We start from the raw sequence: 12,342 nt of genomic DNA, 5'->3' as shown, positions 1-12,342 counted from the left end.
TGGACCACAGCCCCAGGGACCACAGCCCCAGGGACCACAGCCCCAGGGACCACAGCCCCAGGGACCACAGCCCCAGGGACCACAGCCCCAGGGACCACAGCCCCAGGGACCCGACACCTGGGAGACCGGCCTGTCGCTGCTCGGGCTCGTCGGCATCCTCGACCCGCCCCGCGACACCTCCCGGACGACCGTCGCCGCCTGCGAACGCGCCGGAATCACCCCCGTCCTGATCACCGGCGATCACCCCCTCACCGCACGGGCGGTGGCGGCGCGTTCTGGCATCGTGGCCCGAGCGGACGAGGTCACCACGGGCGAGCGCATCCGCCGGGGCACCGCGGGCGAGCTCACCGCCCTGCGCGTCTACGCCCGCACCACGCCCGAGCAGAAGCTGGACATCGTCCAGGCGTGGCGCACCGCGGGCCAGGTGGTGGCGATGACCGGCGACGGCGTCAACGACGGCCCGGCCCTGCGCCGGGCGGACATCGGCGTGGCCATGGGACAGCGTGGCACCGAAGTGGCCCGCCAGGCGGCCGACCTCGTGCTCGCCGACGACAACCTGGCCACCGTCGTCGCCGCTGTCGAGGAGGGCCGCCGCGTCTACGCCAACGTGCGCCGATTTCTGCTCTACGCCCTCTCCGGAGGCACCGCGGAAATCCTGGTCATGCTCCTCGGCCCCTTCTTCGGTATGCCCCTGCCCCTGCTCCCCGCGCAGATTCTGTGGATCAACCTGCTCACCCACGGTCTCCCCGGAGTGGCCCTCGGCGCCGAACCCGTGGCCCCGGGCATGATGCGCCACCCGCCGAGGCCCCCCGAGGAGAGCGTGCTGGGCGCGGGGCTCTGGCCCCGGATCCTCGCCATGGGGGCCTTCGTCGGCGGTGTCACCCTGGTGACCGGGGTGTGGGCGATGGAGACCGACCGCCCCTGGCAGTCCCTGATGTTCCTGGTGCTCGGTGCCACCCAACTGGGCGTCGCCCTGGGCTCCCGCGCCCGCCCGGGCAGCCTCACCAATCCCTTTCTGCTGGTCGCCGTGGCCACGGCGCTGGCCCTCCAGGTGGCGGGCGTCTATCTGCCGCCCCTGCGCGCCCTGTTGGGCACCGAACCGCTGCCACCCACCGACCTTGTGATCGCCTTCGCTCTCTCGGGCCTGGGACACGTCGTCATGTGGGCACAGCGGCGTCTCACCGACACCTCGAGCTCGGCCGCGGGCCTCACATGTGTACGACGGGTGCCGCGTCGGCGTCCTGGGCGGGTGCGCCGCGTCGGTAGAGGAGGGCGCTGATGACCACACCGGCGGCGAAGAAGACGGCCGACCACCAGTATGCCGTGGAGTAGCCCTCCAGACCGGCGTGGGCGAGGACGCCGGGGTCCTTGGGGTTCCTGCCGTCCAGGTAGCTGGTGACGGCGCTGGTGGAGAGGGTGTTGAGCAGGGCGGTGCCGAGGGAGCCGCCGACCTGCTGCATGGTGTTGACGGCGGCCGAGGCGACGCCGGAGTCCTCGGCGGCCACCCCGGAGGTGGCCAGACTCATCGCGGGGGCCATCACCAGGCCGAGGCCGAGGCCGGCCACGATCAGCGGGGGCAGGATGTCGGCCGCGTAGCCGCTGTCCAGGCCGAGGGCGGTCAGCCAGGCTATGCCGGCGGCCGCCAGACCCATACCGAGGGGCACCACGGGCTTGGGACCAAGGCGCGGGATGAGCGTGGTGGTGGCGAGGGTGGAGGTGAGCATGAGGGCGGCCACCATGGGCAGGAAGGCCAGGCCGGTCCTGATGGGGGTGTAGCCGAGGCTCTGCTGCAGGTAGTAGGTGAGGAAGAGGAAGACCCCGAACATCCCGGCGCCGCTGATCAGGACGGAGACGAAGGAGGCGCCGCGGTTGCGGTCGAGCAGGATGCGCAGCGGCAGCAGGGGGTGCGGGGAGCGGGTCTGCCACCAGGTGAAGGCGGCGAGCAGAACGGCTCCGGCGGCCAGGAAACCGAAGGTGGCGGGCGAGTCCCAGTCGTGGCTCTCGGCGTTGGAGAAGCCGTAGACCAGGCAGAACAGACCGCCGCCGACGAGGACGGCGCCGGGGATGTCGATGGTGACGCTGGTGTCGCGGGTGGAGCGTTGCAGCAGGACCGTACCGCCGATGACGGCGACGACGGCGAAGGCGAGGTTGACGTAGAGGGTCCAGCGCCAGTCGAGGTGTTCGGTCAGCACACCGCCCAGGAGCAGGCCGATGGCGCCGCCGGAACCGGCGATGGCGCCGTACACGCCGAAGGCCTTGGCGCGCTCCCTGGCGTCGGTGAAGGTGACGGTGAGCAGGGAGAGGGCCGCCGGGGCGAGCAGCGCGCCGAACACGCCCTGGAGAGCGCGGGCGGCGACGAGCATGTCGAAGCTGGTGGCGGCGCCGCCGAAGGCGGAGGCGCCGGCGAAGCCGACCAGGCCGACGAGGAAGGTCATCTTGCGGCCGAAGAGATCGGCGATACGGCCGCCGAGCAGCAGCAGACTGCCGAAGGCGAGGGCGTACGCGGTGACGATCCACTGCCGGTCGCCGTCGGAGAAGCCCAGGTCCTTCTGGGCCGACGGCAGGGCGATGTTCACGATGGTGGCGTCCAGGACGACCATGAGCTGGGCCACGCCGATGACGGCGAGGATCCACCAGCGATGGCGGGGCCGCGCGTCGGCGGACGGGAGCGGTGTGACGGCCGCGCCGGCAGGAGGCGCTTCGGCCGGGGTTCGAGGCATGACGAAACTCCGGAGGTGGGGTGGGACAGGGGGAAGTGAAGGGTGCGCTCGTCGACGTCGGGCGTCGGGGCGACGTCAGCGCTTGACGGCCTTGGCGATCTTGACGCCGACCGGGCTGGAGATCGCGCGGATGGCGGTACGGCGAGCGAGGTGTCCGAACCGGTTGACGGGCATGAACATGTGCTGCATGAACAGCGCCTGCTTCTGGTAGCGGGTGGTCAGCGGGCGCAGCTGCCGCTCCCAGGCGCCGAGGGCGGCGGGGATGGCGGGGATTTCACCGTGTTCGCCCAGCAGCCGGCCCAGCAGCTCGGCGCCTGCGATGCCCATCCCGGAGCCCTGCCCTGAGTAGAGGGTCATGCACCAGGCGGAGTCGCCGAGCAGGACCACCCGGCCCTGGCTCCAGCGGTTGATGTGGATCTGGCTGACCTGGTCGAAGAGCACGGACTCGGAGCGGTCCAGCGCGTCCAGCATGGCCGGCACGATGGCGCCGCCGAAGTCGCCGAACGCCTCGCGCAGCGCCTCGGAGGGATTCCTGCGGACCTCCGCGGCGGGCCAGGGCGTGCGGTAGAGCAGGAAGGCCACCGGGGGATGGTCGACGTAGGTGTTGATCCAGGCCGAGCGGCCGGGGGCGGTGGCGACCAGGGTGTCGCCGTCGCGTACGCCGGGCAGCTCGCCGTCGATGACGCAGGCGGCCACGGCGTGGTCGAAGTCCTTGCGGTAGAGGTCTTCCGGGCCGAAGACCAGGGAGCGGACGGTGGAGTGGATGCCGTCGGCGCCTATGAGCAGGTCCGCGGTCTCCACCGAACCGTCGGTCAGGGTGACGGTCACCTGGTGGCGGTCCTGGGTGATGGCCGCGGGCCCGACCCCGTAGCGGATCTCGACCAGGTCGTGGACCTCGTCGTACAGGACCCGTTCCAGGTCGCTGCGGAGCAGGATCCGCAGCGGGGTGCCGTCGACCTGGCTCGGAAAGGTGATTCCGGGGGTGACGCGCCCGCTGCGGGCGATCTCGTACATGCGCCCGTCGGGAAGGGTGCGCTGGGGGAGCGCGTCCAGGATGCCCAGGCGTTCGGCGGCGGCGTAGCCGGGGCCGAAGAAGCGGACGAAGTAGCCGCCGGTACGGCGCCGGGGCGCGCGTTCGACGATCAGGGGCCGCCAGCCGGCGCGGTGCAGGGTCAGGGCCGCGGAGAGTCCGGATATGCCGGAGCCGACGATCACGGCACGCCGCGCGGGGCGTGGGGAAAGTGACTGGGTTGCCATGGGGGGCGCCTTTGAGGTCGGTCACGACGATCTCCGTATGCCGGAGATCCTTCTGACGCCTGTCAGGTTATAGAGAATCTGACACGTGTCAAATAATGTGTTCGTGGGCTCTAAAATTGCGGAGCACAGGCCACACAGGCGCCGGCAAACAGCCATGGAGACCGGCGAGCAGTCATGGAGGTAAAGGTGGGAGCAAGAGCCGAGTCCGCGCGACGGCCGGGGCGTCCCGGCGCGGACACTCCCGCGGTGCCGGAGGAGGAGAGCATTCTGCTGCGCGGGCTTGAGGCGTTCGCGGAGCTGGGTTACGACCGCGCTTCCGCGCGTGAGCTGGCCCGTCGGCTGGGCGTCAGCCATAACTTCATCAACGACCGGTACGGGTCCAAGGCGGCGTTCTGGCGCGCGGTGGTGGACTCGGCCATGGGCGCACAGCTGGCGCGGCTGCCGGAGGTGGACCCCTCGGTCGACGATGCCGAGCGGTTGCGGCGCATCATCAGCGCCTTCTACCGGACGGCGGCGGACACACCGCTGATGGCGCGGCTCTTCGTCGAGGAACTCAGCCAGGACACGGAGCGGTTGGACTATCTCTACGAGAACTACATCGAGCCGACTCTGCAGACCCTGGTGCCCAGCATCGAGCGGCTGGTGGCCTCCGCCCGCATGGCACCGCTCCCGATGCATGTGCTGTTCTTCGCCATCATCGGCCCGATCTCCGGAATGGTGGAGGTGCCTTTGGCGCGGCGCCTGGGCAGGCCCGATGCCACCTCGCCGCACCAGCTGGATGCCACGGCGGACATGCTGGCCGGTTTGGTGGTCAACGGACTGCTCGCGACGTCAGGATGAGGCGGGCGCGAGCGCGGCGGCCTGCTCGGGGGTGAGAGGGCGGGTGGCGTGTCCCTGGAGGAGAAGGTGCAGCTTGGCGGTCTGCTCAAGCTCCTCGATCGCGTCGGCGGCCTTCTCCAGGGTGGCTTCCGCGACGACGGGTCCGTGGTTGGCCAGGAGGAGAGCATGGTGGCCGCGGGCCGTCCGCTCGGCGAGCGGTTCCAGGCTGCTGTCGCCGGGGGCGTGGTACGGGAGCAGCGGCAGGGTGCCCACGCGCATGGCGTAGTACGCGGTGAGTGCGGGCAGGGCGGCGGCGGGGTCGACGTCGGCGAGGCAGGAGACCGCGGTGGCGTGGGTGGAGTGCAGATGAACCACCGCGTGGGCGGCGGGGCGGGCCCGGTAGAAGGCGGCGTGCAGAAACGCCTCCTTGGTCGGCCTGGGCCCGTCGAGGTGTCGGCCGGTGAGGTCGGTGCGGGACAGCTCGGCCGCTTCGACGGTGCCGAGGCCGACCCCGGTGGGGGTGAGCAGAAGGCTGCCGTCGGCGAGACGGACCGACAGGTTGCCGGTGGAGCCGTGGGCCAGACCGCGGGTGAACAGCGAGCGGGCGGTGCGTACCACCAGCGCGCGGGCGGCCTTCTCATCGGTGTAGGCGGTCATGTCTGCTCCTTGCCAGTGGTGCTGAGGGCGCGGGTAGGTCCGGGGCGCCGAAGTTGCCGGACTTGAGCATGAGGGCGAGCTCGCCGGCCTTGGCCTCGGCGTACGTCCACGGCACTCCGGGATCGGCTTCCTCGCCGACCAGCACCGCGCGGATGCCCAGGGCGGTGGTGACGGCGCCGGAGGTCTCCCCGCCCGCGACCAGAAGGCGTCGTACGCCGCGTTCGACGAGGTGGGCGGCGAGCGTGCCGAGCAGTTCCTCGGCCTGGGCGGCGGCTTCGGCGACGTCCAACTCGGCCTGGACGGCGGCGAGTTCTTCGGGGGAGGCGGAGGCGTGGATCAGGACGGGCAGCTCGGGGTCCTGGGCGTCGTACCAGTCGAGGGCTTCCCCCGCGATGTCGCGGCCGGCCGCGGCGGCCAGGACGTCGAGGTGGCGGGAGGGCAGACCGGCGGCGCGGAACCGGGCGATCTGCTCCAGGGTGCGGGCGGAGCAGCTGCCCGCCAGCACTGCGGCGCGGCCCCGGTACGGCGCGGGGGCGCTGGTGGCGGGGCCGGTGGCCGGGTAGGCGCGGCCGAGCCCTTCGGCCAGCCCGGCGGCGCCCGCGACGACGGGGAGTTCGAGGGCGGCGGCGCCGAGGACGGCGAGGTCGTCGTCGGTGAGGGCGTCGGCGACGATGTGCCGGGCACCGGCCTGCTGATGCGCGGTGAGCGCGTCGCGGACGGCGTCGACCCCGCGGCGTACGGTCGGCCAGTCGATCAGGGCGACGGGGTGCGGGGTCTGCGCGGACAGCAGGCGCACCAGGGCGGAGTCCGTCATGGGGTTGAGGGGGTGGTGGCGCAGGGGTGAGTCGGACAGCAGTTGGTCATGGACGAAGAGGTGGCCCTGGTAGACCGTCCGGCCACCCAGCGGGAAGGCCGGGCAGTGCAGGGTGGCGCCGGCTCCGCCGGTGTGCATGAGGGCGTCGGTGACCGGGCCGATGTTGCCCTCGGCGGTGGAGTCGAAGGTGGAGCAGTACTTGAAGTAGATCTGTGCCGCGCCCATGGCCCACAGCCAGCGCTGGGCGGTGATGGAGCCGACGACGGCCTCGTCGGCGGGGACGGAGCGGGACTTGAGGGCGACCGGCGGCGTCGCAGTCGGCGGGCAGCGCGGTGGTGACGCCCGGGACGCCGAAGACCAGAGCGGTGCGCAGGCCGGCCCGCCGGAAGGCGGCGGCGACGTCGGTGCCGCCGGTGAAATCGTCGGCTATGCAGCCGATGCGCAGGGTCATGGCCGTGGTCTCTCCTCGGACGTGCTGATGGAGCATGGGGGCCGGGGCGGGCGGCGCGGGCCCGCCCCGGAGCGGGTGGGTCAGTGCCGGCCGGCGGCGGTGACGGCCTTGACGACGGCGGCGGTGAACTCGGTGGTGGAGGCAGTGCCTCCGAGGTCACGGGTGGAGATACCGGCGGCGATGGCATCGGCCACACCCGCCTCGATGAGCTTCGCGGTCGCGGCCAGCGCCTCGTCGCCGCGCTTGGCGGCCAGCCACTCGAACAGCATCGCACCGGAAAGGATCATGGCGACCGGGTTGGCGATGTTCTGCCCGGCGATGTCGGGGGCGGAGCCGTGGGACGCCTGGGCCATGGCGGTGGTGGCGGAGGCGTTGATGGACGGGGCGGTGCCCAGCGAGCCGGAGATCTCGCCGGCCAGGTCGGAGAGGATGTCGCCGAACATGTTCTCCGTGACGATGACGTCGAAGTCCTGGGCCCGGCGCACCAGATGCACGGTCATGGCGTCGATGTGGAAGTCGTCCACCACGACGTCCGGGTAGTCCTGGGCGACTTCCTGGCACACGGTGCGGAACAGGCCGGTGGTGAGCTTGAGGACGTTGGCCTTGTGGACGATGGTGAGCTTCTTGCGGCGCGAACGGGCCAGGTCGAAGGCGACGCGGGCGACGCGTTCGGTGGCCGCGCGGGTGACGATGCCCATCATGATCGCCGTATCGGGGGTGGGCATGAACTCGCCCGTGCCCGCGAAGGTGTTGCGGTCGGCGTAGAAACCTTCGGTGTTCTCGCGGACGGTGACCAGGTCGGCGCTGTCGCAGACGGCCTTCGCACCGGGGAAGCTCTTGGCGGGGCGGATATTGGCGAACAGCTTGAAGTGCTTGCGCAGGGTGCCCGAGGGGTTGAGGGCGGACTTGTGCGGCTCGGGGTAGCTGACGGAGTCGTGCGGGCCGAGGTACCAGCCGTCCAGACCGGTCAGGGCCTCCCTGGTCTCATCGGGAACGGGGGTGCCGTGCGAGTCGATCGCGGTGGCGCCCAGCGGCAGGGGCACCCAGTCGACGGAGACACCGGCGGCCTGGGCAGCGGCGGCGGCGATCTCGACGGAGGAAGGGACGATCTCGGGGCCGATACCGTCGCCCTCCAGGACGCCGAGGCGGTAGGTGGTGCTGCGCATGGTGCGGGTTCCTTACGTTGTTGGTGGGTTGATTCCGGTCACTCGTAAGATCGGGAGGCCCAGGGATGCAGGGCGCCGGCGGCATCGGCGAGGGCCGCCCGGGAACGGGCGGCGGCCTTGAAGCTGTCGCCGCCCTGGGTGTGTTCCGGCGTCAGCCACCCGGCGAAGCCGCCCTGGCGCAGGGCCCGCAGCAGGGCGGACAGCCGGTGGTCGCCGACGGTCAGCGGGCCTCGTGTGCCCGGCGCCGCGAACTGCGCACAGCCGGTCAGCAGGGCGTGGTCAGCGACGGCCCGGACGGCATCGACGCCCTCGGCTTCGAGGTGATGGGTGTCCAGCACAAGACCGGCCGGTGCGCCGAGCGCGGCAACGGCGGCGCGGGCCTGGTCGGGGGTGTGCCACAGCGAGGTGTTGGTACGTGACTGCGGTTCGAGCAGCAGTCGGCTGCCACGGGCGGCCGCTTCGTACGCCAACTGCCGCACGGCGCGTTCGGCCCAGGCCCGCTGCACATCCTCAAGACCCGGCAGAAAGGTGCCGCGGGCCTGGCCGAGGCTGAGTGGAACACCGAGGGCTCCGGCGAGGCGGGCCGCGCTCAGCAACAGGTCGAGTGCGTGGCGGCGTACGTCCGGCGAGGGGTCGGTCAGCGTCAGATGGTCCTGAGCCGCGATGGAGCCGGTGGCGACACCGAGGATCTTCAGCCTGCTGCGCTCGGCGGTTCGGTGCATGGCATCGGCGTCGCGCGCACTGGTCTCACGGACCTGGACTTCGACGCCGTCGTACCCGAGTTCGGCCAGCTGCCGGACGGCTTCGGTGAACGGTGCGTCGAAGCCGAGCGACACGGGCGTACGGCAGTCGTCGCTGGAGACCGGGTAGGCCAGCGGCCAGGGCAGGGGTGCGGTCATGGCGCGCCCGCTGGGGCGGGCGCCCCAGGAGGACCCGATGCCCGCCACCGCGATCCCCACCGCCCACCTCGCCGACCAGTACGGCGGCCAACTGCGCGTCTGCGACGTCCAGTTCACCTCGTACGGGGCCGTCCGCTCCTTCTCGGGGCCGATCCGGACCGTCTCCTGCCACGACGACAACGCCCTGCTGCACACCCTGCTCAGCGAGCCCGGCGACGGACACGTCGTAGTCGTCGACGGCCGCGCCTCCCTGCACACCGCCCTGCTCGGCGACCTCATGGCCGAGCGCGCCCGGGACAACGGATGGGCAGGCGTCGTGATCCTCGGGGCGGTCCGGGACGTCGCCGCCGTGGCCCGCGTGTCCGTCGGTGTGCAGGCCCTCGGTACCAACCCGCGCAAGAGCGGGAAGTCCGGGCGGGGCGAGGTCGACGTTCCGGTGTCCTTCGGCGCTGTCACCTTCACCACCGGCGACATCCTGCACGCCGACGAGGACGGGGTGGTGCTGCTTCCGGCAACCACGTCGATCGGGTAGCGGTGGATCTACGCCTGCGTGGCCGCACCCCGTACCCTCGTGGCGACCGGGATCACCGACTGAAGACGGAGAAGAGCATGATCACGGAGATCGCCCAGATCGAGGTCCGCCCCGGCAGCGAGGAGGAGTTCGAGAAGGCTGTGGCCGAGGCCGTCCCGCTCTTCCTCGCCGCGGACGGCTGCGAGGGAATCGACCTCAGCCGCAGCGTCGAGGAGCCGTCCCGCTACCGGCTCATGGTGCGGTGGGAAACCGTCGAACACCACACCGTGACCTTCCGCCAGTCCGACGCCTTCACTCGGTGGCGGGCCCTCGCCGGCCCGTACTTCGCCGTTGCGCCGCAGGTCGAGCACGTACGCTCGGTCCTTGCCCCATGACCGGTGGCCGGGACCGAACCGGTCCCGGCCCGCTTCGGCCACCACCGTCAGCGGGGAGCAGACGGACGTGGCGCGTGGGCATGCCGCTTGACGAGTTCGTACGACCGCAGCCGGGCCGCCAACGCATGGACCGGTGTCACCAGCATCAGTTCGTCCCCGCCGGTCGCCTCCGCCAGTTCCGCCAGGCGCCGCACGACGGTCTCGGGTGTGCCGTACGCCTGCTGGGCCCCGAAGGCCGCCAGCGCCTGCCGCTCCTCCGCGGTGAACGGGTGCGCGGACGCCTCGGCGGGCGTGGGGAACGGGATCTCGCTGTGTCCCTTGAGGAGCCCGGCCTTGACGACGTTCATCGGGCCGGCCAGCCGTATCGCCTCCTCCTGGGTCTCGGCGCACACCGTCTCCACGCACACCAGCACGCGGGGGCGGTCACACCACGGGGAGGGGGAGAAGTGTGCGCGGTAATGGTCGAGCGCGGCCAGGGTGTTGTCGGGACGGATGTGATGGGCGAAGGCGATGGGCAGGCCGAGTTCCGCGGCGAGCGCGGCACCGGCGGTACTGGAGGACAGCAGCCACGGCTCCGGAAGCGGGCCGAGCGCGACCTCGTCGACCAGGAACCGCAGCGTGGAGGCCACATCGTCGCGGTATTCGTCGTCCGTCGTCGGCCCGGCGCCGCGCCGCAGTGCCCGGGCGGTGGACTCGTCGAAGGTGCCGGGTCCGCGGCCGATGCCCAGATCGATCCGGTCGGGGTGCAGTGCGGCGAGTGTGCCGAACTGTTCCGCCAGCATGATGGGGGCGTGGTTAGGGGCGAGGACACCTCCCGAGCCCAGGCGGATGGCCGAAGTCGACGCGGCCGCATGAGCGGTGAGCACGACGGGCGGGAACGCGCCGATGGCGGGGGAGTGGTGGTGCTCGGCGTACCAGAGTCGGCGGTAGCCGAGGGCGTCGAGACGCTGGGCGAAGGCCGTGGTGTCGCGCAGCGTGTCCACGGCCCGCGTGCCGGCCTGGACCATGGCGACTTCCAGCGCGGAGAGCGGCAGGTCGATCATGCAGCGAGCATAGGGAGTACCGGCCGCCTCGGGCGGCTGTTCGCCCGAGGACCGTCCCGGGTGCGGTCCCGAAATCGGGCCTGAGGCAAGGCGGTTGGCACGTGTCTCAGGGCGTACCGGAATCCGCGGGCAGCACGAGCCGGAAGACGCTGCCGTGGTCCATAACCGTCTCGAGTTCCAGCCGGCCGCCGTGGCCCTGGGCGATCGCGCTCGCGATGGCCAGGCCGAGGCCGGAGCCTCCGTGGTCGTGAGAGCGGGACGGGTCGACCCGGTAGAAGCGTTCGAAGACCCGCTCGGCCGCCTCCGGGGACAGCCCGGGGCCCTGGTCCGCCACCTCCAGCACACAGATCCGCGCCCCTTCCCGCAGCGGTGGCGACGGGCTCGTCCGGCCGGGGCGGTCCGTGCCGCCGGTGGCGGGGCCGGCCCGCCCGGTGCCCACGCGTACGTCCACCCGCGTACCGGGCGGAGTGTGGGTCAGCGCGTTGGACAGCAGATTGCCCACGACCTGCCGCAGCCGGTGGGGATCGCCGGTCGTCTCGACCAGCTCCAGATCCTCCTCCTCGGAGGCTGCCCCGGTGCCGAGGGCGCCCAGCCTGATCGGGCGCCCATGGCTCTGGTGTGCCGCGGCGCTCACGGAGTCGGCGGCGACCGACAGCAGATCGACCCGCTCGCTGCGGTAGTCGGGTTCCTTGTCCAGCTTGGCCAGCAGCAGGAGATCGTCGACCAGCAGACTGATCCGCTCGGCGTTCTGGACGATCAGCCGGTCGGCCTCGCGCCGTTCGGCGCTCGGCCGTCCCTCATGGCGCAGGGCCAGTTCGGCGAAGCCCTGGATGGACGTCAGCGGCGTGCGCAGTTCGTGTCCGGCGTCGGCGACGAACCGGCGCAGCCGGGCCTCGGAGGACTCGCGTTCACGGAGGGCTTGTTCCAGCCGGTCCAGCATCGTGTTCAGCACGGTGCCGAGGCGGCCCGTCTCGGTACGGGGATCGGTGTCCGGCAGCCGCAGGCTCAGATCGCTGACCGTGATGTCCTGTGCCGAGCGCTCCATATGGGTCAGCGGCAGCAGCCCGATCCGGACCACCCACCGGCTGAGCGCGATCAGACCGGTGAGGGTGGCGGCCAGCACGATGGCGTTGAGCCACAGCAACTTGGAGGTCGCACCGTCGAACGTGTCCAGGGGCAGCGCGACGACATACGAGGTGTGATCGGGTGCGGCCTTCTTCTGGATCCGCCAGTGGCCGTCACCCGAGACGGCGGCAATGGTGGCCGGGCGGCCGTCGGCAAGACGCAACCGGCCGACGGAATCCGGCAGATCCGGCCCCGGAGCCTTGCCACCGCCGAGAATGCCCCGCTTGTGGCCCGCCGCGTCGAAGAAGGTGAGGCGGAAGTCGGAGGGCAGGGTCACCGAGCCGGGGTTCGGCGGCCGGGGCACCCGCTCGGGATCGACATCACGGGCGAAGGCCTGCTGCGGCAGGACGAAGTCGTCGAGCTGCTGATCGACGCGGCCCTGCAACCATGAGCGCAGCACCAGGAATCCGATGGTCTGAGCGGCGAGCACCGCCACGGCGGCCAGCAGCGCCGCACCCCACACCAGGCGGCTGCGCAACGACCCG

The 12,342-nt window shown here is 71.8% G+C and carries 12 protein-coding genes and 1 pseudogene; 4 read left to right on the top strand and 9 right to left on the bottom strand.

The annotated features are described in order from the left end of the window. Window positions 1-1,279: HAD-IC family P-type ATPase (locus ACFV2X_RS01385; RefSeq protein ID WP_385609847.1), on the top strand; the 1,279-nt coding region annotated here is incomplete at its 5' end. On the opposite strand, the gene ACFV2X_RS01380 is transcribed toward ACFV2X_RS01385, so the two are convergent. Then, the gene (locus tag ACFV2X_RS01380; protein WP_385609845.1) at window positions 1,209-2,720 is read right to left on the bottom strand and encodes an MFS transporter; all 1,512 of its coding nucleotides are present in this window, start codon (window positions 2,718-2,720) and stop codon (window positions 1,209-1,211) included. The two genes, ACFV2X_RS01385 and ACFV2X_RS01380, sit on opposite strands and share 71 nt — an antisense overlap. A gap of 75 nt (window positions 2,721-2,795) precedes the next feature. Further along, a complete protein-coding gene (locus ACFV2X_RS01375) occupies window positions 2,796-3,977 on the bottom strand; it encodes an FAD-dependent monooxygenase (RefSeq protein ID WP_385609843.1) in 1,182 nt (393 codons plus the stop codon). A gap of 246 nt (window positions 3,978-4,223) precedes the next feature. Between ACFV2X_RS01375 and ACFV2X_RS01370 the strand changes: the two genes are divergently transcribed. Then, window positions 4,224-4,817 carry a TetR/AcrR family transcriptional regulator gene (locus ACFV2X_RS01370; RefSeq protein ID WP_385610363.1) on the top strand — a complete coding sequence of 198 codons (594 nt, stop codon included), beginning with the start codon at window positions 4,224-4,226 and terminating at the stop codon, window positions 4,815-4,817. Here the strand turns inward: ACFV2X_RS01370 and otnC are convergent. The 5 genes and pseudogenes from otnC to ACFV2X_RS01345 all read right to left on the bottom strand — a co-directional run bounded on the left by otnC (window position 4,809) and on the right by ACFV2X_RS01345 (window position 8,783). Continuing rightward, window positions 4,809-5,453: a 3-oxo-tetronate 4-phosphate decarboxylase gene (gene otnC, locus ACFV2X_RS01365; protein ID WP_385609842.1), complete on the bottom strand. Its 645-nt coding sequence runs from the start codon at window positions 5,451-5,453 to the stop codon at window positions 4,809-4,811. The two genes, ACFV2X_RS01370 and otnC, sit on opposite strands and share 9 nt — an antisense overlap. Then, window positions 5,434-6,519 (bottom strand): 3-oxo-tetronate kinase, encoded by a 1,086-nt coding sequence (otnK, locus tag ACFV2X_RS01360; RefSeq protein ID WP_385610360.1) that lies wholly within the window; start codon window positions 6,517-6,519, stop codon window positions 5,434-5,436. The genes otnC and otnK overlap by 20 nt, the downstream gene beginning before the upstream one ends. Before the next feature lie 130 nt (window positions 6,520-6,649). Beyond that, a pseudogene (locus ACFV2X_RS01355) lies at window positions 6,650-6,718 on the bottom strand (hypothetical protein); the annotation flags it as partial. 80 nt (window positions 6,719-6,798) lie between these two features. Next, on the bottom strand, window positions 6,799-7,884 hold the full coding sequence (locus ACFV2X_RS01350) for an isocitrate/isopropylmalate dehydrogenase family protein (RefSeq protein WP_385609840.1): 1,086 nt from the start codon (window positions 7,882-7,884) through the stop codon (window positions 6,799-6,801). 38 nt (window positions 7,885-7,922) lie between these two features. Then, window positions 7,923-8,783, bottom strand: coding sequence for a sugar phosphate isomerase/epimerase family protein (locus ACFV2X_RS01345; RefSeq protein ID WP_385609838.1), 861 nt, complete (start codon window positions 8,781-8,783; stop codon window positions 7,923-7,925). Here ACFV2X_RS01345 and rraA point away from each other — a divergent pair. Together rraA and ACFV2X_RS01335 are read left to right on the top strand one after the other, a co-directional pair. Beyond that, window positions 8,782-9,315 carry a ribonuclease E activity regulator RraA gene (gene rraA, locus ACFV2X_RS01340; protein ID WP_385609836.1) on the top strand — a complete coding sequence of 178 codons (534 nt, stop codon included), beginning with the start codon at window positions 8,782-8,784 and terminating at the stop codon, window positions 9,313-9,315. The two genes, ACFV2X_RS01345 and rraA, sit on opposite strands and share 2 nt — an antisense overlap. A gap of 77 nt (window positions 9,316-9,392) precedes the next feature. Further along, window positions 9,393-9,689 (top strand): antibiotic biosynthesis monooxygenase family protein, encoded by a 297-nt coding sequence (locus ACFV2X_RS01335; protein ID WP_385609835.1) that lies wholly within the window; start codon window positions 9,393-9,395, stop codon window positions 9,687-9,689. A gap of 47 nt (window positions 9,690-9,736) precedes the next feature. Here ACFV2X_RS01335 and ACFV2X_RS01330 read toward each other — a convergent pair whose 3' ends face one another. Both ACFV2X_RS01330 and ACFV2X_RS01325 read right to left on the bottom strand, forming a co-directional pair. Continuing rightward, window positions 9,737-10,732, bottom strand: a complete 996-nt coding sequence (locus tag ACFV2X_RS01330; protein WP_385609833.1) for an MsnO8 family LLM class oxidoreductase — start codon at window positions 10,730-10,732, stop codon at window positions 9,737-9,739. A 106-nt stretch (window positions 10,733-10,838) separates the two neighbouring features. Next, a partial coding sequence (locus ACFV2X_RS01325) for a sensor histidine kinase (protein WP_385609831.1) occupies window positions 10,839-12,342 on the bottom strand: 1,504 nt, incomplete at its 5' end.

It is taken from the genome of Streptomyces sp. NPDC059679 (assembly GCF_042734105.1).
Taxonomy (GTDB): Bacteria; Actinomycetota; Actinomycetes; order Streptomycetales; family Streptomycetaceae; genus Streptomyces.
Note: the sequence above shows the minus strand (reverse complement) of the source record. Positions and strands in the feature narration are given on the sequence as shown.

Coding starts and splice junctions, on each gene's coding strand:
- ACFV2X_RS01375 (WP_385609843.1), bottom strand. CDS start 3,977: ATGGCAACCCAGTCACTTTCCCCACGCCCCGCGCGGCGTGCCGTGATC.
- ACFV2X_RS01380 (WP_385609845.1), bottom strand. CDS start 2,720: ATGCCTCGAACCCCGGCCGAAGCGCCTCCTGCCGGCGCGGCCGTCACA.
- otnC (WP_385609842.1), bottom strand. CDS start 5,453: ATGACCGCCTACACCGATGAGAAGGCCGCCCGCGCGCTGGTGGTACGC.
- ACFV2X_RS01330 (WP_385609833.1), bottom strand. CDS start 10,732: ATGATCGACCTGCCGCTCTCCGCGCTGGAAGTCGCCATGGTCCAGGCC.
- ACFV2X_RS01335 (WP_385609835.1), top strand. CDS start 9,393: ATGATCACGGAGATCGCCCAGATCGAGGTCCGCCCCGGCAGCGAGGAG.
- ACFV2X_RS01350 (WP_385609840.1), bottom strand. CDS start 7,884: ATGCGCAGCACCACCTACCGCCTCGGCGTCCTGGAGGGCGACGGTATC.
- ACFV2X_RS01345 (WP_385609838.1), bottom strand. CDS start 8,783: ATGACCGCACCCCTGCCCTGGCCGCTGGCCTACCCGGTCTCCAGCGAC.
- rraA (WP_385609836.1), top strand. CDS start 8,782: ATGGCGCGCCCGCTGGGGCGGGCGCCCCAGGAGGACCCGATGCCCGCC.